Origin of the sequence: Klebsiella sp. A-Nf5 (assembly GCF_002810545.1) — a bacterium.
Classification (GTDB): domain Bacteria; phylum Pseudomonadota; class Gammaproteobacteria; order Enterobacterales; family Enterobacteriaceae; genus Klebsiella; species Klebsiella variicola.
The window spans coordinates 56,137-80,255 of record NZ_PIOG01000222.1 but is presented as its reverse complement, the minus strand read 5'-3'; the positions used below and the strand labels follow the sequence as shown (position 1 = coordinate 80,255).

General features: G+C 50.3%; 23 protein-coding genes, 1 tRNA gene and 2 pseudogenes. 16 read left to right on the top strand and 10 right to left on the bottom strand.

Features of this window, described 5'->3' with window-relative positions; all coding sequences use genetic code 11:
* Positions 1–133: 133 nt before the first annotated feature.
* Together CWM53_RS20860 and CWM53_RS20855 are read right to left on the bottom strand one after the other, a co-directional pair.
* Positions 134–799: an HAD family hydrolase gene (locus CWM53_RS20860; RefSeq protein ID WP_023322122.1), complete on the bottom strand. Its 666-nt coding sequence runs from the start codon at positions 797–799 to the stop codon at positions 134–136.
* Positions 800–893: 94 nt separating this feature from the next.
* On the bottom strand, positions 894–1,763 hold the full coding sequence (locus CWM53_RS20855) for a DMT family transporter (RefSeq protein WP_100631405.1): 870 nt from the start codon (positions 1,761–1,763) through the stop codon (positions 894–896).
* 412 nt (positions 1,764–2,175) lie between these two features.
* Here CWM53_RS20855 and CWM53_RS20845 point away from each other — a divergent pair, with 412 nt between their 5' ends.
* On the top strand, positions 2,176–2,742 hold the full coding sequence (locus CWM53_RS20845; protein WP_100729402.1) for an NlpC/P60 family protein: 567 nt from the start codon (positions 2,176–2,178) through the stop codon (positions 2,740–2,742).
* Positions 2,743–2,787: 45 nt separating this feature from the next.
* Here the strand turns inward: CWM53_RS20845 and phoE are convergent, their stop codons facing one another.
* Complete coding sequence (gene phoE, locus CWM53_RS20840; protein WP_100729403.1) at positions 2,788–3,840, bottom strand: phosphoporin PhoE; 1,053 nt, start codon at positions 3,838–3,840, stop codon at positions 2,788–2,790.
* A 289-nt stretch (positions 3,841–4,129) separates the two neighbouring features.
* Here phoE and proB point away from each other — a divergent pair, with 289 nt between their 5' ends.
* The 9 genes from proB to CWM53_RS20795 all read left to right on the top strand — a co-directional run bounded on the left by proB (position 4,130) and on the right by CWM53_RS20795 (position 15,776).
* A complete protein-coding gene (gene proB / locus CWM53_RS20835) occupies positions 4,130–5,233 on the top strand; it encodes a glutamate 5-kinase (RefSeq protein ID WP_008805306.1) in 1,104 nt (367 codons plus the stop codon).
* A 10-nt stretch (positions 5,234–5,243) separates the two neighbouring features.
* Positions 5,244–6,497: a glutamate-5-semialdehyde dehydrogenase gene (proA, locus tag CWM53_RS20830; protein WP_008805305.1), complete on the top strand. Its 1,254-nt coding sequence runs from the start codon at positions 5,244–5,246 to the stop codon at positions 6,495–6,497.
* Between the two features lie 113 nt (positions 6,498–6,610).
* Positions 6,611–6,686 (top strand) — tRNA-Thr (locus CWM53_RS20825).
* 310 nt (positions 6,687–6,996) lie between these two features.
* On the top strand, positions 6,997–7,197 hold the full coding sequence (locus CWM53_RS32415) for a helix-turn-helix domain-containing protein (RefSeq protein ID WP_100729404.1): 201 nt from the start codon (positions 6,997–6,999) through the stop codon (positions 7,195–7,197).
* A 101-nt stretch (positions 7,198–7,298) separates the two neighbouring features.
* Positions 7,299–7,742: a hypothetical protein gene (locus CWM53_RS32410; RefSeq protein ID WP_394817915.1), complete on the top strand. Its 444-nt coding sequence runs from the start codon at positions 7,299–7,301 to the stop codon at positions 7,740–7,742.
* On the top strand, positions 7,739–9,508 hold the full coding sequence (locus CWM53_RS20810; protein WP_100729405.1) for a DUF5906 domain-containing protein: 1,770 nt from the start codon (positions 7,739–7,741) through the stop codon (positions 9,506–9,508). The genes CWM53_RS32410 and CWM53_RS20810 overlap by 4 nt, the downstream gene beginning before the upstream one ends.
* Before the next feature lie 534 nt (positions 9,509–10,042).
* Positions 10,043–10,825, top strand: a complete 783-nt coding sequence (locus tag CWM53_RS20805; protein WP_100729406.1) for a DUF1837 domain-containing protein — start codon at positions 10,043–10,045, stop codon at positions 10,823–10,825.
* A complete protein-coding gene (locus tag CWM53_RS20800) occupies positions 10,812–14,318 on the top strand; it encodes a DEAD/DEAH box helicase (protein WP_100729407.1) in 3,507 nt (1,168 codons plus the stop codon). The genes CWM53_RS20805 and CWM53_RS20800 overlap by 14 nt, the downstream gene beginning before the upstream one ends.
* A gap of 138 nt (positions 14,319–14,456) precedes the next feature.
* Positions 14,457–15,776, top strand: a complete 1,320-nt coding sequence (locus CWM53_RS20795) for a hypothetical protein (RefSeq protein WP_100729408.1) — start codon at positions 14,457–14,459, stop codon at positions 15,774–15,776.
* A gap of 167 nt (positions 15,777–15,943) precedes the next feature.
* Here the strand turns inward: CWM53_RS20795 and CWM53_RS20790 are convergent, their stop codons facing one another.
* Positions 15,944–16,129: a hypothetical protein gene (locus CWM53_RS20790; protein WP_100729409.1), complete on the bottom strand. Its 186-nt coding sequence runs from the start codon at positions 16,127–16,129 to the stop codon at positions 15,944–15,946.
* Positions 16,130–16,423: 294 nt separating this feature from the next.
* Between CWM53_RS20790 and CWM53_RS20785 the strand changes: the two genes are divergently transcribed.
* Together CWM53_RS20785 and CWM53_RS20780 are read left to right on the top strand one after the other, a co-directional pair.
* On the top strand, positions 16,424–17,443 hold the full coding sequence (locus tag CWM53_RS20785) for an ImmA/IrrE family metallo-endopeptidase (protein ID WP_100729410.1): 1,020 nt from the start codon (positions 16,424–16,426) through the stop codon (positions 17,441–17,443).
* Between the two features lie 5 nt (positions 17,444–17,448).
* Positions 17,449–18,087, top strand: a complete 639-nt coding sequence (locus tag CWM53_RS20780; RefSeq protein ID WP_100729411.1) for a hypothetical protein — start codon at positions 17,449–17,451, stop codon at positions 18,085–18,087.
* 132 nt (positions 18,088–18,219) lie between these two features.
* Here the strand turns inward: CWM53_RS20780 and CWM53_RS20775 are convergent.
* The 3 genes and pseudogenes from CWM53_RS20775 to CWM53_RS20765 all read right to left on the bottom strand — a co-directional run.
* A pseudogene (locus CWM53_RS20775) lies at positions 18,220–18,912 on the bottom strand (ImmA/IrrE family metallo-endopeptidase); the annotation flags it as partial.
* Positions 18,913–19,151: 239 nt separating this feature from the next.
* The gene (locus tag CWM53_RS31740; RefSeq protein ID WP_206053089.1) at positions 19,152–19,517 is read right to left on the bottom strand and encodes a 4-fold beta flower protein; all 366 of its coding nucleotides are present in this window, start codon (positions 19,515–19,517) and stop codon (positions 19,152–19,154) included.
* Between the two features lie 431 nt (positions 19,518–19,948).
* The gene (locus CWM53_RS20765; protein WP_100729413.1) at positions 19,949–20,200 is read right to left on the bottom strand and encodes a host cell division inhibitor Icd-like protein; all 252 of its coding nucleotides are present in this window, start codon (positions 20,198–20,200) and stop codon (positions 19,949–19,951) included.
* Positions 20,201–20,333: 133 nt separating this feature from the next.
* On the opposite strand from CWM53_RS20765, the gene CWM53_RS20760 reads away from it, so the two are divergent.
* From CWM53_RS20760 to CWM53_RS20755, 3 genes are read left to right on the top strand one after another with little or no spacing between them, the layout of a single operon-like run.
* A complete protein-coding gene (locus tag CWM53_RS20760; protein WP_100729414.1) occupies positions 20,334–20,528 on the top strand; it encodes a YlcI/YnfO family protein in 195 nt (64 codons plus the stop codon).
* On the top strand, positions 20,515–21,054 hold the full coding sequence (locus CWM53_RS30580) for a hypothetical protein (RefSeq protein WP_133123782.1): 540 nt from the start codon (positions 20,515–20,517) through the stop codon (positions 21,052–21,054). Before CWM53_RS20760 ends, CWM53_RS30580 begins: the two co-directional genes overlap by 14 nt.
* 10 nt (positions 21,055–21,064) lie before the next feature.
* Positions 21,065–21,952, top strand: a complete 888-nt coding sequence (locus tag CWM53_RS20755; protein WP_100729415.1) for a restriction endonuclease — start codon at positions 21,065–21,067, stop codon at positions 21,950–21,952.
* Between the two features lie 30 nt (positions 21,953–21,982).
* Here the strand turns inward: CWM53_RS20755 and CWM53_RS20750 are convergent, their stop codons facing one another.
* The 3 genes and pseudogenes from CWM53_RS20750 to CWM53_RS32055 all read right to left on the bottom strand — a co-directional run bounded on the left by CWM53_RS20750 (position 21,983) and on the right by CWM53_RS32055 (position 23,585).
* Positions 21,983–22,192: a helix-turn-helix transcriptional regulator gene (locus CWM53_RS20750; RefSeq protein ID WP_100729439.1), complete on the bottom strand. Its 210-nt coding sequence runs from the start codon at positions 22,190–22,192 to the stop codon at positions 21,983–21,985.
* Between the two features lie 280 nt (positions 22,193–22,472).
* Positions 22,473–22,855: pseudogene (locus CWM53_RS20740) on the bottom strand (transposase); the annotation flags it as partial.
* Positions 22,856–23,198: 343 nt separating this feature from the next.
* A complete protein-coding gene (locus tag CWM53_RS32055; protein ID WP_227521727.1) occupies positions 23,199–23,585 on the bottom strand; it encodes a hypothetical protein in 387 nt (128 codons plus the stop codon).
* Between the two features lie 158 nt (positions 23,586–23,743).
* On the opposite strand from CWM53_RS32055, the gene CWM53_RS20730 reads away from it, so the two are divergent.
* Positions 23,744–23,989, top strand: coding sequence for a helix-turn-helix domain-containing protein (locus CWM53_RS20730; RefSeq protein ID WP_071604874.1), 246 nt, complete (start codon positions 23,744–23,746; stop codon positions 23,987–23,989).
* The last annotated feature ends 130 nt before the right edge of the window (positions 23,990–24,119 follow it).

Sequence of the window (24,119 nt, the reverse complement as noted above, 5' to 3'; positions counted from 1 at the left end):
TGCTAAGCGCAGCGCGAGCAGGGACATCTCCGGTTGCGCCGATATTTCGCCGGGTGGCGGCTGCGCCTTACCCGGCCTACAGAGCTTATCCGGCCTGGAACAGCTGAACCCGCAGAAGCATTTATCCGCTCCGCTATTCCAGCCGCCAGCTCAGCACCGGCCAGCCGTATCCGGCACCCGCCGCCTGCAGCTGCGGACAAGGATTGACCAGCCGCACGCGATCCGCATGCAGGCACAGCGGCAGATCGTTAATGGAATCGGTATAGAAAGTCACCTCGCCGTCATACTGCGGATGCGCCTCGCGCCACTGCGCCAGACGCGCCACCTTCCCCTGCTGATAGCTGGGGATCCCGGCAATGACCCCGCTGTAGCCGCCGTCGACCATCGCCACGTCAATGCCCAGCGCCTGATCAATCTCCAGCGCGGCGGCCACCGCCTGCACCAGCAGGCTAACCGAGGCGGAGATAATCAGCATCTGCTCCCCCTCGGCCCGCAAACGACGAATGAGCTCCCACGCCTGCGGATAGACCCGGGGCAGGATCGCCTCGCGCACGCAGCGGGCCACCAGCGCGTCAACGTCCGACTTCGGTATTCCGGCCAGCGGCGCCTGGATCAGGGCCACATAATCGGCGATATTCATCTCCCCCCGGTCATAATCCGCCATTAGCCGCGCCTCGCGGGCAAGATACCCCTTCTGCGTCGCTAATCCTTCGCGAACCATAAACTGGCTCCAGACCGTACTGCTATCACCCTGTATCAGGGTGTTGTCGAGATCGAAAATCGTCAGCGTGTTGCCCATCTGCTTTCCCTTGTTGATCAAAATAAGCTGCCGGGAGCATGCGTAAAAAAGATGACAGGAAAATGAACCGGACGCCGCAGCGCCCGGCTCGCCATCAGCCGGCGCTGACCTTCGTGGTGCGGAACACCAGCACAATCCCACCGATGATCGCCACCATACCGACCATCGCCGCCGCCGGCAGCCGGTTGCCCAGCAGCAGATAATCCAGCAGCGCCGTGATCGCTGGCACCAGATAAAAGAGGCTGGTGACATTGACAATATTTCCCGCGCTCAGCAGACGATACAGCAGCAGCTGGGCGACCACCGAAATCAGCAGCCCGAGAAACAGCACCGGAATAATCAACCCGGCGTTAACGGTAAACTGGAAGCCGCTGACCGGGGCAATCAGCAGGCACAACCCCAGACTGACGGCGTACTGCAGCGGCAGGACATCCGCCGGCGCCTGACGGCTGCGCTTTTGCCACAGCGCGCCAGAGGTCATCAGCAGCAGAGCCGCTAGCGCAAACAGGATCCCCACCATCGCCATCGGCGAGGCCGCCAGGCTGCGCCACACCAGCAGCACCAGCCCCGCCAGGGCAATCAGCAGTCCTGACAGCCGCCGCCCCTGCAGGCGACGCTCCACCACGCAAAGCGTGAGGATGGGCTGGATCCCCATGATTGTGGCGATAAGTCCCGGCGTCACACCGTTAGCCATCGCCTCGAAGTAACAGACCGAATAGCCGCCAATCAGCATCAGGCCGGTGGCCGCTGTCTGCAGGCGGGTGCCCGGCGCAGGCAGCCAGCGCCGACGGGCGATGGCCAGCGGCGTCAGCGCGACCAGGGCAATCAGAAAACGAAAGACCAGCAGCGCCATCGGCGAAGCGTTGTCCAGTCCCCAGCGGGTGAAGATGGCCGCGCTGCCCCACAGCAGCACAAAAATGGCCGTTGTCGCCTGCGAGGCGAGCAGAGAATAGCGAACGTGCATAGCATGCTCCAGAACGTCAAACACAAGGTATCAAGCGTCATACCGGCAGGTAAGCGCCTGCTAAAGACGGCGTTAAGCGCCGAAAACAACCCGGTCTGGAGGGGGAGGCGGTGGGCAGAGCGTGGTGAAGCAATGATGAGGCGCAGACGTCATCCACCCCGCGTCGAAAGCGGCGCCGGGCAAAGTCTCACCAGAGATGGCGTAATGCGTCATGGAATGCCTCGTGAAATGTTCCTGTCAGCATCCTGGCACAGGCCGTTCGGAAGTGACAACTGCCTTTTATGGGTGATCTCTCGCCTGATTGTTTATTTTTAATCGTAAATAAACGTAAAGGCGGCCTCGGCTTATTCAGCCGTTCTTTTTAATCGGCTATAAAACAAAGCAGTCTGCTTGCTACTTCGAAAATAACGATATGAAGCCAAAACTGACGCATGCTCTCTTTTTAATTCCTTTTTTGTTGTTGGCAGGATGCTCCTCCTCACCGAAACAGGCAAAGAACACAAAATCTCATGCGGATATGACCATTGACGGCGGATCGGACGATCTGATCCCGGTGGTGGCGGCCCTGCATGATCAGATGCACACCTGGCAGGGAACCCCCTATGAATGGGGCGGTACTGAACAAAGCGGCGTCGACTGCTCGGGTTTCGTCTGGCGCACGCTGAAGGATCGCTTTAACCTGCCGATGGAGCGGATCACCACCCGCGAGCTGCTGCACATGGGCGTGCGGGTCAATAAGAGCGATTTACGTCCCGGCGATCTGGTTTTCTTCCGCACCCGGGCCGGGATGCACGTTGGCTTTTACGATACCGATCATAATTTCCTTCACGCCTCGAGCAGCCAGGGCGTGATGCGCTCTTCGCTGGACAACCCTTACTGGGAATCGGCGTTCTATCAGGCGCGTCGTTTGCCGAAGGAGTATAACGCGCAGATCACCATGAACAGCGACACCCTGCATCTGGCGAAGAATCGCCGCTAAAAAAAAAAGCCGCAGCTGGGCTGCGGCGGGTGGTTCTGCGGTTAATCAGAACTGGTAGGTCATGCCCAGCGCGACGATGTCGTCATCGTTGATGGCGAGTTTGTTATCGCTTTTCAGCTGGTTGATTTTGTAATCCACGAAGGCGTTCATGTTTTTGTTGAAGTAGTAGGTCAGGCCCACGTCAACGTAATTAACCAGATCTTCGCTACCCACCCCTTCGATGTCTTTCCCTTTCGACAGCACATAGCCGAGGGATGGACGCAGACCGAAGTCGAACTGATACTGCGCCACCGCTTCAAAGTTCTGCGCTTTGTTGGCAAAGCCGCCGCTGATCGGGGTCATTTTGCGGGTTTCAGAGTACATGGTCGCCAGGTAGATATTGTTGGCGTCATATTTCAGGCCGGTCGCCCAGGCTTCCGCTTTCGAACCCTGACCGCGGGACAGCAGGTTCTGCGCGTCGGTACGGTCAGAGCTGGTGTAGGCCGCGCTGACGGCGAAGTCGCTGCCGCCGAAATCATAGCTTAATGAGGTACCAACGCCGTCGCCGTTCTGTTTCTTCGCTTCACGGCCTTCGTTTTTACCCTGGTACTGCAGGGTCATATCCAGACCATCCACCAGACCGAAGAAATCGGTGTTGCGGTAGGTCGCCAGGCCACTGGCACGCTTGGTCATAAAGTTATCGGTCTGAGCAGATGAGTCGCCGCCGAATTCCGGGAACATATCGGTCCAGGCTTCCACGTCGTACAGGGCGCCAAGGTTACGACCGTAGTCAAAGGAGCCGTAGTTCTTCAGCTTCACCCCGGCGAATGCCAGACGGGTTTTCTGACTGGAGTCGCTCTCGGTTTTGTTACCGGAGAATTCAGATTCCCAACGGCCATAGCCGGTCAGGTCATCGTTAATCTGCGTTTCGCCTTTAATCCCGAAACGCACGTAAGTCTGATCGCCATCTTTGCTGTCATAATCGCTGAAGTAGTGCATGGCTTTGATCTTACCGTACACATCCAGCTTGTTAGCGTTCTTGTTATAAACTTCCGCTGCCTGCGTCGCCGTTGAAGCCACAAAGCCCATCATCATTAATGCCAGAGTACTCTTTTTCATTATTCAGTCCTGGTGATTTATTTATACGCGCTATTCAATTGCGGGCACTCGCCCATCAAAAACAGGAGTTTTTTTAACGCCGGGATATTAAATATTTATGACAATGTGGAACTTTTTATAAAAAAGAGTATTTAAATGTATCTGACATATTTTTGTCACATACCCTCTCCAGAATGCCCGATCCCGCGCAATAAAATGGCGCGCCCGCCGCCCCGGGTGTTGGCAAGCGGGCCGACTCCTGCTACAACATCAGCTCGATATCGATATTCCTTTTGAACGGCAGAGAATCATGAGTGAAAGCCAGACGCTGGTGGTAAAACTGGGCACCAGTGTTTTAACAGGCGGGTCCCGTCGCCTGAACCGCGCCCATATCGTCGAGCTCGTGCGCCAGTGCGCACAGCTGCACGCCATGGGACACCGTATTGTCATCGTGACCTCCGGGGCCATTGCCGCCGGGCGCGAGCACCTTGGTTACCCGGAACTGCCCGCCACCATCGCCTCCAAACAGCTGCTGGCGGCGGTGGGACAAAGCCGTCTGATCCAGCTGTGGGAACAGCTGTTTTCTATCTATGGCATTCACGTTGGCCAGATGCTGCTGACCCGCGCCGACATGGAAGACAGAGAACGGTTCCTCAACGCCCGCGACACCCTGCGCGCGCTGCTGGATAACAGCATCGTCCCGGTCATTAACGAAAACGACGCCGTCGCCACCGCGGAAATCAAAGTGGGCGATAACGACAATCTCTCCGCACTGGCCGCGATCCTCGCCGGGGCGGATAAGCTGCTGCTGTTAACCGACCAGCCAGGCCTGTTCACCGCCGACCCGCGTAGCAACCCGCAGGCGGAGCTGATTAAAGACGTCTACGGCATCGACGACGCGCTGCGCGCCATCGCCGGCGACAGCGTCTCCGGACTCGGCACCGGCGGCATGGGCACCAAGCTGCAGGCCGCGGACGTCGCCTGCCGTGCGGGGATTGATACCATTATCGCCGCCGGCAACCGTCCGGACGTCATCGGCCACGCGATGGAAGGCCTGCCGGTGGGCACCTGCTTCCACGCTCAGGAGTCTCCGCTGGAGAACCGTAAGCGCTGGATCTTCGGCGCCCCGCCGGCCGGTGAACTGACCGTCGATGCGGGCGCGACTCAGGCGATCCTCGAAAGAGGCAGCTCGCTGTTGCCAAAAGGCATCAAAATCGTCAGCGGCAACTTCTCCCGCGGCGAAGTGATCCGCATTCGCAATAGCGAAGGACGCGATATCGCTCACGGTGTCAGCCGCTACAACAGCGACGCGCTGCGCCTTATCGCTGGCCAGCACTCGCAGCAAATCGATGCCATTCTGGGCTATGAATACGGCCCGGTGGCCGTCCACCGCGATGATATGATCATCCGTTAAGGAGCTGAAAATGCTGGAACAAATGGGCATTGCCGCCAAAGCGGCCTCCTGGCAGCTGGCGTTACTCTCCAGCCGGGAAAAGAACCAGGTACTGGAAAAGATCGCCGATTATCTGGAAGCGCAGACCGACGATATTCTGCGCGCCAACGCGGAAGATTTAGCCGAAGCTCGCGCCAATGGCCTGAGTGAAGCGATGCTTGATCGCCTCGCGCTGACCCCGGCGCGTCTGAGCGGCATCGCCAACGATGTGCGCCAGGTGTGCAATCTGGCCGATCCGGTCGGCCAGGTGATCGACGGCGGGCTGCTGGATAGCGGTCTGCGTATTGAACGTCGCCGCGTCCCGCTGGGGGTGATTGGCGTGATTTATGAAGCGCGACCCAACGTGACGGTCGACGTCGCCTCCCTGTGCCTGAAAACCGGCAACGCGGCGATCCTGCGCGGCGGGAAAGAGACCTGGCGCACCAACGCCGCCACGGTGAAGGTGATCCAGCAGGCGCTGCAGGAGTGCGGTCTGCCGGCCGCCGCGGTACAGGCCATTGAGAGCCCGGATCGCGCGCTGGTGGGCGAAATGCTGAAGATGGATAAATACATCGATATGCTGATCCCCCGCGGCGGCGCTGGCCTGCACAAGCTGTGCCGCGAGCAGTCAACGATCCCGGTGATCACCGGCGGGATTGGCGTGTGCCATATCTTCGTTGATGAAACCGCCGAGATCGCCCCCGCGCTGAAGATCATCGTCAACGCCAAGACCCAGCGGCCGAGTACCTGCAATACCGTGGAAACGCTGCTGGTGCACCGCAACATCGCCGACACCTTCCTGCCGGCGTTAAGCAAGCAGATGGCCGAGAGCGGCGTCACCCTGCACGCCGCCCCTTCCGCCCTCCCCGCGCTGCAGAACGGCCCGGCGAAGGTCGAGCCGGTGAAAGCGGAGCAGTACGACGACGAGTATCTGTCGCTGGATCTGAACGTCAAAGTGGTGGCTGATATGGATGAGGCTATCGCCCATATCCGCGAGCATGGCACCCAGCACTCCGACGCCATCCTGACCCGCACCCTGCGTAACGCCAACCGCTTTATCAATGAAGTGGACTCTTCCGCCGTCTACGTGAACGCCTCCACGCGCTTCACCGACGGCGGCCAGTTCGGCCTCGGCGCGGAGGTGGCGGTCAGTACCCAGAAGCTGCACGCCCGCGGCCCGATGGGACTGGAAGCGTTAACCACCTATAAGTGGATTGGTTTCGGCGACGATACCATTCGTGCGTAAATGAGAACGGGCGATGCAAAAATAGGCAGTTGATTCCACTGGCTATTGACGCATCGCCCGCTAAGTTCTAACCTTTTGCCTCGTGATTCACGCTCGTGAACACCTCTTGCAGGGCCGATATAGCTCAGTTGGTAGAGCAGCGCATTCGTAATGCGAAGGTCGTAGGTTCGACTCCTATTATCGGCACCATTCAATCAATAAGTTACGATAAACCTTCTCGCTAATTTCATTAACTAACTCTTTCATGTAAGCACTTTGTAAGCACCCGCGCCGTATGTCAATCAACGCTATTCTGGCGTTTTCCCTACCTCAAATCGTTCCCTTATCCATGTTGGTTTCATCCCGTATATCTGGGTGAATTTAACTTTCTCCATTAATAATTTTATAAAAATCAATTAATAAAAAAGTCTACCCATGGTCCAGGGTTTACTCCACCCATGGTTCTCATTGTCTACTCACATCGCTCTCAATACTTCCCAACAGTAAGGAACTCTGAACGATGCCAGACTCATTACAACCTCAAGAAGCATGTGCAACACGCCAGATATTAACAACTAATGAAGCCGCCGACTTCCTAGGGCTGAAACCGCAGACGCTACGTTGCTGGGCGTGCTATGGCAAAGGACCGATAAGCCCAGTAAGAATTGGTAATCGCCTGCGCTGGAGGTTGTCGGACTTAAAGAAACTGGTCAGTAAATGAAACGTTATAGGCAGGGATGGGGATAATTCCCATCCTCTTGCGGATATAAACGTCAGCTCATAACTCGTTATCATTTCTAAACTATTTTCCCAGATTTAAGTATGAACAAATTAAATAGGCACGATATCGGGCCGTGGCACGCTCACGCCCAAAAACTACATCAAAGGGAGTCGCCTACGGCTCAAGGAGTCTTCCTGGAAGCTATTCATGTAAGCCTATCGCAACATGATGAGTTGGTGAAACGCGTAAAATCGCTGGAGCTTGCATTAGCAGCCATGCAAAACAGAGAGGCCATCCCTGAAGGGATGGCTCCTTTAATCACGCTGGCAACAGAAATAGGGCTATCCACCAGCAAGGCAGAAGCATTAGCACAGAACAGTGGCGTAATGATGGTTCGGCAAAAGACCGGAGTTATTGTCCATGAAGTCAAATTCAGGGAGGCAGCACTGAACGTCATTCGCGAGGCAAAGCGAAAATACGGTAGTAAATACTGGTTCCAACCTCTGATCGGTAAGTTCACCATGACCAGGAGACCTCAAGAATGACAACAGAGATGCAAATGCAGGAAGTCATGTCTGATGAGCTTTACAGCTGCCTATATCGCTGGGTGAATGGCCATCAGGTTGAACTGGAAGATGCCGGGCTGGCGATGAAACAACATCAGGACTCCACTACCCGGTATGGTCAGTTGACAAAGGAACTTTACCGACTAATGGATAGCAACCAAACTACTTACGAGTGGTTGTGCGATAAGGGACTATTGGCAACGGATACCAGAAAACAGCGCGAATATCGCATGGCACTGGTAGCCAATATAATCGGCCCCGACAACCTGAAGGTTCTATTGTGCGACGACACCCGGATTAACCGGGTGTTTCCCGCTTCTACAATATTGCCGGATACCTTGTCCACATCGCCTGAAGAATTGTTGAGAATGGCAGTTACCGACCTCTCTCGTATGGGAGCAAGCCAGCGCGGAGAAGTGCTCATGGCACGTTACAACGACGCGTTAGCGGTACATGCCGATTCCGATATCGTTCACTGTTATAACGGCGTGGTATGGGAGCCTGTGTCTGATAAAGAGCTACAACGAACAATGGCGCAGATCTTTATTGATGCGAAAACTGCCTATTCGCAGAACGGTATTAAGTCAGCGGTCGAAACCATGAAGTTAAGCCTACCTGTTATGGGGATTACAGCCCGTAATCTCATTGGGTTCAGTAATGGGGTATTTGATACCTGTACCGCTCAATTTCGTGAGCACAACAAAGATGACTGGCTTCTGATTGCAAGCGAATTACCATTCAGTGCTCAGGTCGAAGGTGAAAGGCTGGATACCCATGCCCCAAACCTCTGGAAATGGTTGAGTCGTTCTGTCGGTAACAACAACCGGAAAGCGGATCGCGTATTAGCGGCGCTGTTTATGGTGCTGGCTAATCGTTACGACTGGCAACTTTTTCTTGAGGTTACTGGTCCTGGGGGCAGTGGTAAGAGCGTTTTCGCGGAAATATGTACAATGCTGGCGGGAAAAGTCAACACGGTTTCAGCTGGTATGAAGGCGCTTGAGGATTCGCGGGATCGTGCGCTGGTGGTTGGTTACTCGCTGATTATCCTGCCAGATATGACGCGTTATGCCGGTGATGGCGCGGGCATCAAGGCGATAACCGGCGGGGACAAAGTATCTATCGATCCGAAACATAAGGCACCGTACTCCACTCGCATCTCTGCGGTAGTGCTGGCAGTCAACAATAATGCTATGTCATTTAGCGATCGCAGCGGAGGTATTTCCCGGCGCCGGGTGATTTTCAATTTTTCCGAAGTTGTGCCGGAAAATGAACGTGATCCGATGCTGGTCAAAAAAATAGAAGGCGAGTTGGCGATAGTAATTCGTTATCTACTGTTCAAGTTTGCTGATCAAGATGAAGCAAAGCGGTTACTGTATGAACAACAGAAATCTGAGGAAGCTTTGGTTATTAAACGTGAAGGGGATTCACTGGTGGACTTTTGCGGCTACCTGATAACATCAGTTGTCTGTGACGGCATGTTTATTGGGAACGCTGAAATTATGCCGTCTAACCCGCGTCGTTACCTGTACCACGCTTACCTTACCTATATGCGGGCCAATGGGCTTAGCAAGCCGATATCGCTTACCAGGTTCGGTACAGATATGCCGGGAGCGATGGCGGAATATGGCAAGACGTACCAGAGGCACAGGACAAAACAAGGATTGCGGTCAAATGTTATGTTGAACGAAGACTCGAAAGAATGGATGCCCTCATGTGACTCGACTCAAAATAAAGTTTATAGGTGAAGTGTTCACCACTATTCATCCTGTTGAAAATCTATTAATACTAGTGAGTTAATGGATGAATATTTTTTATAAACTATTCATTAAATATTCACCTGTTCACCTTATTCCTTATTATCTAAAAGGTGAAGGGTTAAGATGAACAGTAGTGAAAGCTTGAAGATGAAGCCATCACCACTTAATCCAATGAAAACAAATAAGAAAAATTTAAAGGTGAACAGATGAGCCTATATTTTTAATTTTATAGCGGAGTTAATGGGATCGACTGCTACAACAATGCAGTGTTGCTGGAGAAAGAGGGCGTGTTCAGAGTTCCCTGTCATTACAGTGTCACCACGCTATTCAGTTGGCTATCAGGTTATGACGCTGAGACATATCTGCCGGGGTATTGAGAGGTGTCGGCCTACGGTCACGTGGGTTGAAGATAAACTGTTGCATTGAAAATACGGTGTTTTTCTCGGTACTGATAGCGATGTGTGAGTATCGTAACGTCAAGTTAATCACGCGGTAAATCATGGAAACTTTAGGGGGAGCGTAGTGGGGCTATACGAGAGGTGGTGTGACTCAACCAAAGAACAGGAACAGCGCAAGTATTACTGGACCTATGTCGAAAAGGATGGTGGCCGCGACGATATCCGCGATGACCTCGCTGAGATTATCCGTTCCCATTACGACCGACTCGAACGTATCGTTGAGGACGTGAGTCGGCTCGGATACAAGGTAGCCGCCAAAATCCTCAGCGAGGCTATGCCTCAGACGTCCAGAAGTCGCTCAGGCGATCTCGGCGAGATTCTTGCGACAGAGTTGGTTGAGGAAGAGATCGGCCTGCGTGTTCCTGTACGCCGTCTCCGCTATAAGGACGGCCGCAACATGGCTATGCGCGGCGACGACTTTATTGGTGCCGGATATGACGGCAATGGCGAGAAGCTCTGGCTTCTTAAAGGCGAAGCTAAGAGTAACAAGGTGCTGGGTAAAGCTACGGTCACGAGCGCTCGCAAGGTACTCAACCGCGATAATGGTCGTTGCACTCCTGATTCTCTGTTATTTGTTGCCAATAGGCTGTTGGACAGTCAAGATCCTGATGACAACGAGCTAGGTCGCAGTCTCCGTGACGAAGTAGGCCTGAAGTTGCTTCCCGCCGACCGTATTGATCACATGCTCTTTACTATGTCGGGCAACGGCCCCCACGCGTCACTAAAAAAGGATCTCGATGCCACGAGCACCAATCGAGACCATTACGTCGTGAATATCCATATCGAAGATCACCAGGATTTCATCGCAGCCATGTATCAGGAGGCGGAAGACCTTGGAGACGATTGACGAACTGACCTCATTCCTTGCGGCCGCAACCGCCGATGGCATCCTTAGCCGTCTCCTCTATCGTGGTACGGCTTGGTCGTTGATGCGCAGGGAAGGCGTACTGCCACCGAATGCGCAGCAGTTCGGCGCGACAATCGAAACCGATCTTGCTGAACACGGCTTCGCCCTGCTGCGGGGCGCGATGGCCCTGCGTGCTCAGGCTGGGGCTTCGAATCTGACGAGTAAGGCATTCGAACGCGCAGCCAATGCTTTCGAGGCTCTTATTCGCAATGGTGATCCAGAGGCTCCAGACCGCGGGTTCTACCGCACTATCGCCGCCGCGGCCTATCACTTGGCTGGCTTTTCTGCCGTCGCTTATTCGCTTTTCAACGAGATGTCACAGGATCTCAATGCATCACCGGGTGAGATGGCTATTCGACATCTAATCCTGCGCGATCTAGGCCAATTACGCACTTTTATTCGCGGGTGGTTGGACGACGAGACTCACGACGATGAACAGATTGCCGAAGTACTACGGGGAGAAGACGGGGACATTGATGAGGTGTTAGCGACCATCCTCAACACTACAATCTGCAGAGCCTTGGCCCATTTTGACTTCGCACTCGAGACAGGTGAATCTGAGCCGATTGAGAACGCACGGGCACTGCTCGCCATAGCGGTTAGTCTGGCAGATAATTCGGAGAATGTTCCTTTGTGGTGGATCTCGAACCTCTGTCGCCACCTGATTGATGACCTTTGGCAGCATTCGCTACATCAGAATCTGCCGACCGAGCCGCCAGAGGGGGCTGAGGACAAATACCCAGACCTGCGTCAGCTGTTTATCTCGTCGCTCTATGCGCGCAAGACTTCCGAGGTGGAGCTATGGCCGTCTCAATTGGAAGCGGCCCAGCGTTCCACGGACCTCACCGACGATTTGGTCGTCGCTTTGCCGACCAGCGCAGGCAAGACACGGGTGGCCGAGATTGCCGTTCTGATGACTTTGTCTTCAGAGCGGCGGGTGTTGATCGTCACGCCATTGCGTGCTTTGTCCGCCCAGACCGAGCGATCCTTCAGAAAGACCTTCGCGCCCCTCGGTTTTAGTGTTTCCTCGCTTTACGGTGCCAGCGGCCTTTCAACTGGCGATGAAGATGCCCTGCGTTCCCGCGAAATCGTCATCGCAACGCCAGAGAAGCTCGACTTCGCCCTGCGAAGTGACCCATCCCTGATCGATGATGTCGGTCTGATCGTTCTCGATGAAGGGCACATGATCGGCCCGAGCGAGCGCGAAATCCGCTACGAAACGTTAGTGCAACGTCTGCTTCGACGCGCGGATGCGGGCGAACGTCGGATTGTTTGTCTCTCCGCTATTCTGCCGAGTGGCGACGAACTCGATGATCTCACCGCATGGATACGCTCCGACGAACCGGGTGAGCCTGTGCGTTCCGACTGGCGCCCCACACGGCAGAGGTTTGGCGCGCTAATATGGAGGGGCGAGGACGCGCTGCTCCGGCTTGACCTCGATGACAATGGTCCGTTCCTCGACCAATTCGTAGTACGAAAACTGGCGCGGGGTCGGGAGAGGAAGCCCTATCCGCGCAAGAATTCGCATCTCGCCTTGTTCGCGGCGTGGGAATTCGCTGGACAGGGCAAGCGAACCCTGATCTTTTCCACCCAAGCAAATTGGGTCGAGAGCTACGGCAAACAGGTAGTGGACCTATGTAGGCGTGGCTATCTGGACTCGCTGCTGGGGGATAATGCGTTGATCGCACGCGCTTTGGAGGTCGGTAAGGAATGGTTGGGCGAAGACCATCCCGCCGTTGCCTGCTTGAGGGTGGGTGTTGCCATCCACCACGGTCGGCTGCCGAGCCCGTTCCTGCGTGAGGTGGAAGTTTTACTATCAGAGGGGGTGCTGAAGGTCATCGTCGCGTCGCCGACACTGTCGCAGGGGCTCAATCTCAACGCCGCCGTCTTGTTAGTACCAGCATTATATCGTGCATCTGAGAAGATTAAAGGCGAGGAGTTCGCGAATGTGGCCGGGCGCGCTGGTCGCGCCTTCGTGGACGTCGAAGGCCTCATCGTCCATGTGATGTTCGACGAGATCAATTGGCGAAAGGAAGAATGGAGAGAGCTGGTCGCCTCTGCGAAGGCCCGCACACTGAAGAGCGGACTCATCCAGATTGTCGCCGAGATCCTTGATCGGCTGTCTCGCGAAGGTGTCCTGGGTCGAGATGACGCTTGGGAATACCTCGCCAACGCCCGTGAGGCTTGGCGATCTCCCGTAGAAGAAGCCGCTGTCGCTGAACGCCTAGCTGCTGGGGGCGAATACGAAGCTGGTGACGACGATGAAGGCGGTGATAGCGATGACGATAAGGAAGAAACCATTGACGAGGAGCCGCTCTCGCAGATCGTCGAACGCCTTGATGCAACCGTGTTTGGTCTGATCGAGGCGCTTGATGCTGATCGCAACGACCTTCCGAAACTCTTGGATGACGCACTCAGAGGATCACTCTGGGCCCGTCAGATCGCCCGCGAGGATGAGGACGTTATCCCACTGCATAAGAAGGTGTTTGAAGCGCGTGCCGATCTCATCTGGAAGACCACCACGGCTCAGGCGCGACGGGGGCATTTTGCCATGGGCGTTGGACTTGAGGCTGGTCTCACCATTGACGCCATGGCTGACGAGTTAGCTGAACTCCTCGATCGTGCCGACGCTGCTGCGTTGAACGGTGACGTCAACGAACTTGTCGACACCCTCGGTGGCCTTGGTGAACGTCTGCTGTTCATGAGACCCTTTGTTCCCGACAATGCGAACGCGCTGCCGACGAATTGGAAGGTCATCCTACGCAGTTGGGTGTCTGGCGATGATGTTGTTAACATCGGACCGCAGAACATGCGGGTCGTCGAAGAGGCTTTCACCTATCGTTTGGTTTGGGCATTAGAAGCTGTCCGTGTCCGACGAATGTCTCTCGGCTGGTCGCAGGAAACGGTGGTTGGTGGCGCTGCAGCAGTTGTTGAAACAGGCGTCCCGCAATTCATGATGGCGATGTTGATCCGTGCAGGCCTTCCATCGCGGCGCGCGGCGATGGCGGCGATCAAGTGTGCCAATCCTGTATTTGTAACTCCTTTTGAGATGCGAGCTTGGCTTGAATCCGACGAGATTACGGCCTATACCGTCGCAGGCGACTGGCCAACACCTGACACGGCCTCTCTATGGGCACATTTCAGAACCGAAGCCCTCAGCGCAGGCATTCAAAAATGGTCTGTTGAACATTACAAGCGTCTGCTTGATACCGAGACAGCCCCGATTGCTGGTCTTTATCGGATCGTCACTGACGAGGGGGACGGACGGACTTGGCTGGCGACGCCAGACTATTCGCGGATTGCCGCATTCAAAAAGTCGGCGGTTGATCCCAAGCCCAGCCTGTTCTCGGGCCGCGTGCCCGGCAACACCAGGCTGGTGGACGTCTTGCGAATTGGCCGCGGAAAGCTCCGCTGGCCACCTGCTGATGCATAATAATGGAAGGAAAGTATGTTCTACCTAAGGGTAATAGCCCAGAAACACGTCCCTTTGTTAGAGGGAGAAAATGTATTACCAGCTACGACTAGGGCGGCTTGCTCGCTTCAGTCGTGTCAAAGGAAGAGGTAACGAGCTGTGGCTAGTGATCTTTACGGGCAGATTGCCCGTATTCTGCAGACGATGACTCATAGAGAGCTTAGTGAGGCGCCGCAGCAGATCGCCGGGTTGGTGGTCGCAAATGGTGAGGGCCTTTCAAAGCTAGAGCGTATCGACTTGGCGCTGGCAAACCTTACACAGGAGGAATTGGCGCGTTTCGCGCTTAAATTCGCCGCGCATCGTGGAGATGTCGCACTCGATGAATTGGGCCGTAAGGTACTTGAGGCCGGTGACCAGCCTTTGTCCCACATCACACGACGAGACATCGCTCGGGCGTTCGGAGATGATCTCGCTGGTGAACGTGGCACGGTAGAGGTGGTCGAACGATATTTCCCCCTTTCCTCGCCTTTTGAAAACCTTTTTGGAAGCAGTGGCCGAAGTTTACGAGATCAAGTCGCTCAGCACATGGATGTCAATCCCGGCGACTGGTCGGTGGAACACCTATTTAGTGAGATCGGAGCATTCACTTGCTCCATTGCTAGGTTTGGATCATTGCTCGAAGAAGCTGTTCACCCTCTCTCCCGGTCGGGAGACGAACAGTTGCAGACTGTCACTGTCCTTAACGAGATCCTTGCGCGCGACGGATATGAGCTAGCGGAGGAATGTGAACTCTCTGGTCATCCAATCTTCGGGTTTCGCCCTATCGTGCGTGGGGTTGAAGGTCGACCTAAGAACCTGATCTTTGCCTCGCGGGGACCGAAGCCGGAGATTGGTTTCGCCGACGCCATCAACAACGACATCGTCATTCTATCCAATGAAGAAAGTTGTTTGGTCTATGATCGGCCAATTGGCTCAAACGGCCTTCTCTGGTCCGAGCTTGTCGCTTGGTGGAACGATATCTCCCCAGAGGGCAATGCTGCAAACCTTGGAGCTCGACTTCAAGAGTCTCTGGCCTCAGATGCTGAGCGAAAGCTCTTTGCCACTTATTTTAAGGCCTATCGAAACGTCCTTGGCGAGACGCTGCCCGCGCTCCTTCCACAGGTCTACCTTCACTATGACCCTGCTGTCGTGAAAACCCTGCGCCATCGCTTACCTCTTCCGCGTCAACGCATGGACTTTTTGCTACTGCTCCCAGGGCGTCAGCGTATCGTGATAGAGGTGGATGGAAAACACCATTTCACGGAAAACGATCATCCGTCATTAAAGGTCTATGCAGACATGGTATCGGCTGATCGCGAGTTACGTCTCGCTGGATATGAAATCTACCGGTTTGGGGCGAACGAGTTGGTCGGAGACGGTGCTGCGCCGAGGATCTCCGACTTTTTCGAAAAGCTCTTTCGATTGCATCGTCTCGTATAATGAATGACTTTCTGGTGTGTTAATCAACGGGGGGCAGGTCAGCACGAGAATGCCGTATATCTGTGGTAGCGTCCAGGCAAAGCTCGTCACCTGTGCTTATACATAGCCAGAACACACCGTTTCTGCCTATAAATAAGATATGGGCATTTTCATGGGGCGGTATGATTTTACATGTAGCGTTCAAACTGCCACGCAGTGATGACCACCAGCATGAACAGAACGACGAGGGCAACGCACAGCACTCTGCGCCTCGTATAGAGTGCAGCTCCTGCAGAAAGACCAATTAACACCAGTGTGAATGGCCAAGCGGCAATTGCCGTCAGGTAGGCCACAATCAGGTAGTCTTTTATCATGAATATCTCCCTGGCTCGTATCCAAGTAGCCGAAAAGCCTCTCTATTGAGATGAACGCTGATCATTATCCGTCTTTGCACCCATTTTTGCGGGATTTTTCATTTCTCATGCAGGTGCATGAAAACCACTACACAAAGCGGGCAGGCGTGATGGGGATACGAGCGTGCGCTGAAGGTTATAATGGATAACTGCATGCTGGCAATGATTCCCAGAAAATGCGTGTGGTGCGAAAAAGCTACGGTTATACTGTGCACATAACGAACTATCAAAATGAACAATAAAGGAGGGGATGAGATGACTGTAACTACACATCAGAAACCTCTTAATACTTTTTTACGCCGGGTTAGCGCTCTTGACGCTCGTCTGGCTGAAGGCCTTTCAAAGTTGCTTCCTGATTGGTGGGATGACTCGCTTAATAATTCAGCCAGTATCAGCCAGCAGGTCATTTTAGGATTAGCAAAGTTTGCAAATCTGGATTTAACGACAGTTATTAATCCTACAGCTCAATTGAGGTTCAATGAGTCAGTGCGGAGATATAAGCACGCCGCAAACAAGTCTGTTGAAGAGTTACAAGCGGCAACGGCAGTTGTAGATGGTATGGCAAAAATTGCAGCTTCAGTTGCCAAAAAACCTTATCAGGGCCTCCCTCCTGCTCGTGATATCCGAGAGTCAATTCTGTCTCAAGGAAAGCCTTGGGTAGACTTTCTGTCGCTACTGGAATTTTCTTGGTCCGCAGGTATTCCTGTGTTGTATATGACTGATATTCCAGCTAGAAAGAAGATGGATGCGGTTGCTATAAAGGTTTCTGAGCGTCCAGTTATAGCTCTTACGAAAAAACATAAACATGCAAGTGGAGTTTTGTTTGGCTTGGCTCATGAGCTTGGGCATATCGCCTGCGGTCATCTTGAAAATAACTCGTTATTAATCGATGAAAAAATTAATGAAGACGATGTTGATAACCCCCAAGAAAGAGAGGCCAATGCTTACGCGATAGAGCTACTTAATGGTAGGCCTGATGCGGCATTTCACAGTAAAGGATGGATCACAGCAGAGGTGCTGGCCTCAGAAGCTCTGCGCATAGGACGTCACAATAAGGTCGATCCGGGGCATGTAGCTTTGAATTACGCCAAAACTATGGGCCGCACGCATAGTGGAAATTTTTTCCCTGTATGTGGGAAAGCACTGAACTTACTTTACCCTCGTTTGGATTGGATGGAGCAAGCTGCTGGAACTTTTCTTGAGTATGTTGATGAAGAGAAGGTTTCGGAAGACAAGTTTGAAATGCTCTGCAGAATGAACAACATCGAGGTGTAACGCCAGTGGCTGTATTACTTGATAATGATGTAGTACTGAAATTGGCCCAACTTGATCTACTTGCTGATGGTTGCAAATTACTTACAAGTAAGTATGGCCAACTTTATGTTTTAGATACACTTGTGTATCAGTTGAGAGGAAAATCTTCCCTTCGTCGATATGGCGCTGCTGCATTAGAGCGAGTCCAGCAATGCTTATCACAAGGAACATTTTTGATGTTTGAAGAGCTGATCACAGACCCGCGCTTGATTCATTTACAGAACAATTTCGAGAATCTTGATGAAGGTGAGATGCGCTTACTTCAAGGTTTATTGAATCATCAGGATTTGCTTCTATCGGGCGATAAACGCTTTTTGAAGGCTATTGCTGAAACTGGGTTTATAGAAGATGCTGCTCTCAATAATCGATTTGTCTGTTTAGAGCAGGTGGTTTGCTTTCTTATAAATGAGTTATCCTTGGAACATGTCAATGCGAAAGCATCGCTTGCTTTTAAGGGAGAATGCAGGGTTGATAGTGCTTTAAGAACATGCATTGGTGATGGACGTACACATGAACATGTTGTTGAGGGCGTACTTCAACAGCTTAGAGAACTGCCAGCAACATTGCTATCAATAGAGTTGCATTGGCGTTTATCTCCGTCTTAGCAATATGGTTCTAAGAAAAAAGGCGCAGACAAACTGCACTTTTTTCTTATCGTTATCTGGTTCCGGGCGTATACCCAATAGATCGTTTAACCGAACATTTTGCTTAAACGGTAGGTGTTACGCTGAGGTGGGTTATCGAACTAACTGAAGAGTACCTCTCGGATTAATCAATGGTCGATTAACTGAAAACAAATCTCTTATTAACTCCTGGCTTAGTCCTGTCTTGGCAAGAATCTTAAGCCATGTTGCATCATCGAGCATATCGATAGCAGAAGAGAACATATTAGGTTCTTCAGATTTCAAAAACCCATCCCCAGGCTCAACTTTGGTATATCCCTTTGAATTAAGATGAATATACCCAGTTCTTGCCTGTTCTTGAGTTAACAGGCCAAGAGATGTTGCTCGAAAGATGCACATTTTCAAACTGATCTTCCATCTAAGTTTGAAAGCAACTAGTGCATTCCAATCAAATTGCTTACCTCTGATGCGAGGGAACTCTTTTATAAATGATAACCGAGGCGCGAGTAACGCACTGGAGAAACGATCAGCCTGTGATTCAGTAGTCTTATCACCAGTTATTATCCCTTCATGCATTACTAAATGCCCTAATTCATGACCTATATCAGAACGGAATCTACAAACACTTTTTTTCGCATTGTTCCGTATAATAACCGGTCTGTTGTTATGGACTGTAAATGCATCAACTTTATCATCAACACCCGTTACATAAGCAACAATCACACCAGCACTCTCAGCCAATTTAGCCATTGATGAGATAGGGCCAAGTCCAAGGTTCCACACTCGGCGGCATTCCTCAGCTATGCGGTACTGCTTAAGCCGTAAAACGGTCTGCGCGTCCAGATGCACAGAGCCGCCCCGAGTCTTGCCAGTGTTTAAATCGTTAATGTCACTCATGGTGTCCTCTACTGTATAAGTAAACAGCGCACAATAATTGATCACTAAAAGTGGTAAGTAAGTCTATATCTATCTAAAAAAAGATTTATCATTTTATGTTACAAAAAAACCGGGAATATTCCCGGCTATCGTTTATTTAAAATTAGCATTTACTGATTTATCCATGTCCACCATTGTAAACCCGACCACCCACCAACAGGAGTAACCGGTTTAACAGGTCTTATTGGATTAACAGGACGAACTGGTTTCACAGGTGTCACCGGCATAACCGGCGATACGGGGGTGATTGGACGTGTGGAACCTTTAACCGGCATATTAGGTGAAAACGCAACAACCTTTCCTTCTCTATCGAGAACACATCCACCATTGAACGGACCAAGCCATTTTCTGTTTTTAACCGACCATACTTGCCCATTTTTTATGAATGCTAACCACTCCATGGATGTGCCAAATATATGTGAATTATCTTTTATCCATCCAACCAAAACGCAGTCAGGTGTAAACAGTGGTGTCATACCTTCCTCCAAGTGAACTACGATGTGCATGTATAGCGCTATTCAAAGCATCTTAGCGTGCATTACTCACTTTAAATCAAGAACTAGATCAATTTGTAAGATGTAAAAATTTAAAAATATGCTTTTAAGTGTCCACCTGTTCATCATTGGTTATTTATTATTTAAATTCAAATAGTTAAATGATTAACACTACTCTTTCAGATGTTCACTAGTGTTCACCCTACCCTTCACCCTATAGGGCAAAAAAATCAAAAGGTGAACAGGTGAATACTTGGTGAATACTTAGTAAATAAGTGTTCATCTTTTAACACTCTGTTATTAATAGGATTTTTAACAGGGTGAATACTGGTGAACACTTTATCTATAACTTTACTCTAACCATCCCATCAGACCGACGAACCACATCAAAAATTTCGCAATCCTGTGGCTGGCTATGCATGTAGCACCTCCAGACCAGCAATATTCAACTCAAATGTCCCGTTGTCATATTGATAGAGTGAGCATTCAGAACGGATCTTCGCAGCGAAAACAAGATTCCAACCAGGGAACGCGCCGCGAGCTTTTTCTTCTGTATCCGCATTAAAACGGACAACTACCGGACAAACATCCGCATGACATTTGGGGGTTGCTAGGAACAACCATGTAAATTTGGGGTGAGTTTGGGTATGCTGTGTTCCAGCCATAGTCGTTACTCCAGTTAACGGTTTGTGGTTAGATGTTCCTAGGTGGTTGCAAGCATCGAGGAACATCATCAATCTCATTGGTGTGACACACCATATACCTCTGGTGTGTCACACTTAGGTGGAAGATAATTACATGGCTACAGCAGATAAAAATGCCAAATCACAGTTACTGAAAGCGCGTGTTCCGCACGAAATTGTAAATATGATGAATGCACTTAAACATCCAGATGAAACAACATCGCAATTTATAACCACCTCAATTATCTCTGAGATTGAAAAGCGCAAGCATTCGATAAATTCTAATGGTGAATCAAGTGACGAACAATAAAATACAAGAGATAAGTGAGAAATTAATAGCTTCATATTGGTGGAATAATTCCACTCATAAGGGGAACCTCGGAGAAATGATTGCAATTCATCATTTCGAAATCACAAAACAAGCTTTTATTCATGTAAATCAAGATTCATGGTCTTATCCTCCTGCAATGGAAGCACTGGGGGCTAAAAGACCAGATTTTTTCCTGCTAAATAGATTCAACATTTGCAAAATCATTGATGTTAAAATGCATGCTTTAGATGATAATTTTAATTTCACTCTACCTAACGATGAAATAGTGCAATATATTCAACTCCACGAACACTTGATGTCGGTTTTGAATTGTCAATATTTAGACATTAATTTTGAATTCTTTGTAATACCTTTAAACTCTCAGGAAGAAAGTTTTGCAACAGTATCCTTTCAAGAAATGATTGATTCACAGAAAGAAGTAACTTTATCCTCTGGTCAAGGTGAAATAAGGTCATTCAATTATTCCGTATCAATTAAAAATCGGTTAAAACCACTTTTTAAATAGAGGGTATGACGTGTTGGATTTTAAAGAACTATCTAAAGATGGCCAAGATTTAGAGTTACTTACCCGAGAAATATTGTTTAGTCTAGGTCACAGAGTTTATTGGAGCGGAAGAGGCCCTGACAGTGGAAAAGACTTGGTTTTTATAGAAGAATATAAAAGTATTTTTGCGCCATCATCAAAAAAATGGTTAGTTCAGTGCAAACATAAAGCTGAGAGTTCTAATGCTGTAGGTACTGGTGAGTTAGATGGGATTTTAGACAGTTGCGCTCAACATGAATGTGAAGGATACTTGCTCGTGACATCAACGTACCCTTCATCAACTGTTGCGGGTCGACTGGAGGATATTACTAATTCTCCAAATAATCGCATTACCGCTACCTACTGGGATTCTGTAAAAATTGAACAAATATTATCAACACCGGATTTATGGGTAATTGCGCAGCGTTTTTTCCCAATCAGCACACAAGGTTGGAAAATTTATGCAACAGAACGTCCGAATAATTGGGTAGCTAACTACAAAGGGTTCTATTTCCATATTAGCAATCGCATTGGCTCGGATCACATGTATCAACTAGAATATATAGAAGAAAAAGTTGAAAAAATTATAAAATCATCAGACACATTACCAGACAAACACTTCTTCAGATTAAGAAGCGTATACTTTGATGATAAACATGGAACTTATACTTGGTATATTGATTACATGCACCCACATGGAACTCCACCTGTAAAATCACCAACAGGGGATTATGATTTCTTCTTCTCTGAAGAATGGAATGAAAATTATGACTTCAAGACGACAACTTATTTAGAGCATAGTGATCATTATGATAAAGATCATTATGATTATTATGATCCACATGTTGGTCAATTCATTCTTGGCATGAAAAGATTTTGAAGGAAAAGGGGCGTATATCTGCCCCTTTTTTCACAAAGAGACCCATTCCCCACGAATCCACACCTGTACCTCGGAAAGCCGATAAGCAACTGCTGATGGCCCAATTTTGATGCGCTTCGGAAATTTTCCTTCCTGTTCCATACGCCAGCGCGTTGAGTTAGACAACGTAGTCATAGCCCGGCATTCGGGTTGTCGGCCAGAATGTCTAAAGAAATAAACAAAGCTCACTGTGCCACTCACGCTGACTCTGACAGAAAGCCCCCTACCACCGGCAACCATCTTTTGGCTCTGCTGGGGCTTACCATGCAAAGCCTTTAGCGCTTTGTCGCTTAACTTGTTCTCGCCAGCCATAACACCTCATTTTGCAATACACATGCTCCTGCAATGCAGAGAAACAGCCGAAAAGCCAAGCAAAGAACTTTTCTTTATTATTCATTATTAACAACGAGTTAATGAATGAATCCGGTTCTTCATGCGTCCCCATGAGATAGTGTGAAAGATAATGGATTATCATCTAACCTCTACTGCCTGCTGAACCTGCATATCCCCGGGCAACAAGGGCGCATGTGCAATCCATTTTTTTGCCAAGCCATACTCCACTGCTTCTTTCAGTATTTCAGCTTCCATCGTCTTTTTGCCCAGAAGGCACTCTAGCTCACGGATTTGCTTATTGTCGGCAGCAAGTTCAGAAGCAGGCACAACTTCTTCGCCCGAGGCCACGGCAGTTAGCGAGCCGTCTTCATACTGCCGGCGCCATTTGAAAATCTGGTTGGCATTGATACCGTGCAGGCGTGCGACGTGAGACACGGTCATACCGGGTGCCATAGTCTGCTGAATAATGGCTATTTTTTCCTGCGGTGTACGGCGACGACGCCGCTCAGGTCCTGATAACACTTCAACCATATTATTATTCTGACTGGTGTTAAACATAGGTCTAAGACTACCTCTTATCTTAAGAGAGGCGAAGTGTCTGGTGATCTATGGAGCCAGTCTAGATTTTCATTATGGGCACACCTCTGTGTACACGCCAATCACGCGCTTTGTTGCGTCTTTATGATATCCCATTATAACAAAAAAGCCCGGCATCTGCGGGCTTTAGGGGTTTCGTGCTGGTGGGTGAATCGTCCTGATAACTTATTTGCTTTTCTTGATGTGAAGAATCAATGTGGCTATTGAATAGCCACAAGTGAGCTAATCGTTAGTTTTTTGGATTAAAAAATCGCATATATAATGAATATTATAAGTATTAATAACTCGAACAATGTACAGATGAGCCAATTTGATAGCAGTTGGTTTGTACAGGTTTATTCTGTTGCATGATTTGTCCTGCTGCCATCATTCTTTCCCCCGTTCCTGTATCGTGATAAATATTGGTGGCACCATATTGGACGACAAAGCCATTATTAAGTAACACTTTATAGTCGGCTTTATCCCATGACCAGTCGGACATAAACCGGTTTGCATAGGTCAACAGTTCAGCTGTACCTTGTGTCTGCACACCATCAGGTGACCCTAATCTGTCAATCACATCTGCACGACTCATTCCTTGGCTGATTTTAGAAAACTTCTCTCCTGTCACGCAGGCGGTTAGTACCAGTGTGACGAAACACAGGGTGACAACTCTTATGAACATATCAGATTCCTTCTAATAAAATAAAATTTCATTGAAAACAATTTATTAACAATATTTTTAGCTAGTGTGAGAGTGTCTACTACAATTATGGTGAGATTTAAAAGCAGTAGATTGATGTACTGTAGATGTTTAGGCGACAGAAATCCACACTGTGTAGCATGAAAAACACTCATGCAAAACATCTACCAAATGCAAGGATTCGGATTTCTTTGAATCTTAAGAGGTTACGTACAGAAAAAGGACTTAGTCAGGAAAAAACAGCCGAATTGGCGAATTTCCATCGTACCTATGTTTCTCAGTTAGAAAGATGCGTCACAAATATCAGCATTGATGGATTGGAGCGCCTGGCCTATGCCCTGGAGGTTGATGTCACAGAGCTTCTACGGATTCCCGATGCAGACTAAAATGCTGTAGTTTGGCTGGTGGCTTACCTTGTACATTCATTATAGGGTCTGAACGTCTTCTCAAGGCCCCTCTCTGCCTTTAACCCGTTGGGTTTGATATTGATATAGCCAATTTTCATCGTGTGGGCTA

Coding starts and splice junctions, on each gene's coding strand:
- proB (WP_008805306.1), top strand. CDS start 4,130: ATGAGTGAAAGCCAGACGCTGGTGGTAAAACTGGGCACCAGTGTTTTA.
- CWM53_RS20845 (WP_100729402.1), top strand. CDS start 2,176: ATGAAGCCAAAACTGACGCATGCTCTCTTTTTAATTCCTTTTTTGTTG.
- CWM53_RS20790 (WP_100729409.1), bottom strand. CDS start 16,129: ATGATAAAAGACTACCTGATTGTGGCCTACCTGACGGCAATTGCCGCT.
- CWM53_RS31740 (WP_206053089.1), bottom strand. CDS start 19,517: ATGACACCACTGTTTACACCTGACTGCGTTTTGGTTGGATGGATAAAA.
- CWM53_RS32415 (WP_100729404.1), top strand. CDS start 6,997: ATGCCAGACTCATTACAACCTCAAGAAGCATGTGCAACACGCCAGATA.
- CWM53_RS32055 (WP_227521727.1), bottom strand. CDS start 23,585: ATGTTCATAAGAGTTGTCACCCTGTGTTTCGTCACACTGGTACTAACC.
- CWM53_RS20860 (WP_023322122.1), bottom strand. CDS start 799: ATGGGCAACACGCTGACGATTTTCGATCTCGACAACACCCTGATACAG.
- CWM53_RS20785 (WP_100729410.1), top strand. CDS start 16,424: ATGACTGTAACTACACATCAGAAACCTCTTAATACTTTTTTACGCCGG.
- CWM53_RS20760 (WP_100729414.1), top strand. CDS start 20,334: ATGGCTACAGCAGATAAAAATGCCAAATCACAGTTACTGAAAGCGCGT.
- CWM53_RS20730 (WP_071604874.1), top strand. CDS start 23,744: ATGAAAAACACTCATGCAAAACATCTACCAAATGCAAGGATTCGGATT.
- CWM53_RS20855 (WP_100631405.1), bottom strand. CDS start 1,763: ATGCACGTTCGCTATTCTCTGCTCGCCTCGCAGGCGACAACGGCCATT.
- proA (WP_008805305.1), top strand. CDS start 5,244: ATGCTGGAACAAATGGGCATTGCCGCCAAAGCGGCCTCCTGGCAGCTG.
- CWM53_RS32410 (WP_394817915.1), top strand. CDS start 7,299: ATGAACAAATTAAATAGGCACGATATCGGGCCGTGGCACGCTCACGCC.
- CWM53_RS20765 (WP_100729413.1), bottom strand. CDS start 20,200: ATGGCTGGAACACAGCATACCCAAACTCACCCCAAATTTACATGGTTG.
- phoE (WP_100729403.1), bottom strand. CDS start 3,840: ATGAAAAAGAGTACTCTGGCATTAATGATGATGGGCTTTGTGGCTTCA.
- CWM53_RS20810 (WP_100729405.1), top strand. CDS start 7,739: ATGACAACAGAGATGCAAATGCAGGAAGTCATGTCTGATGAGCTTTAC.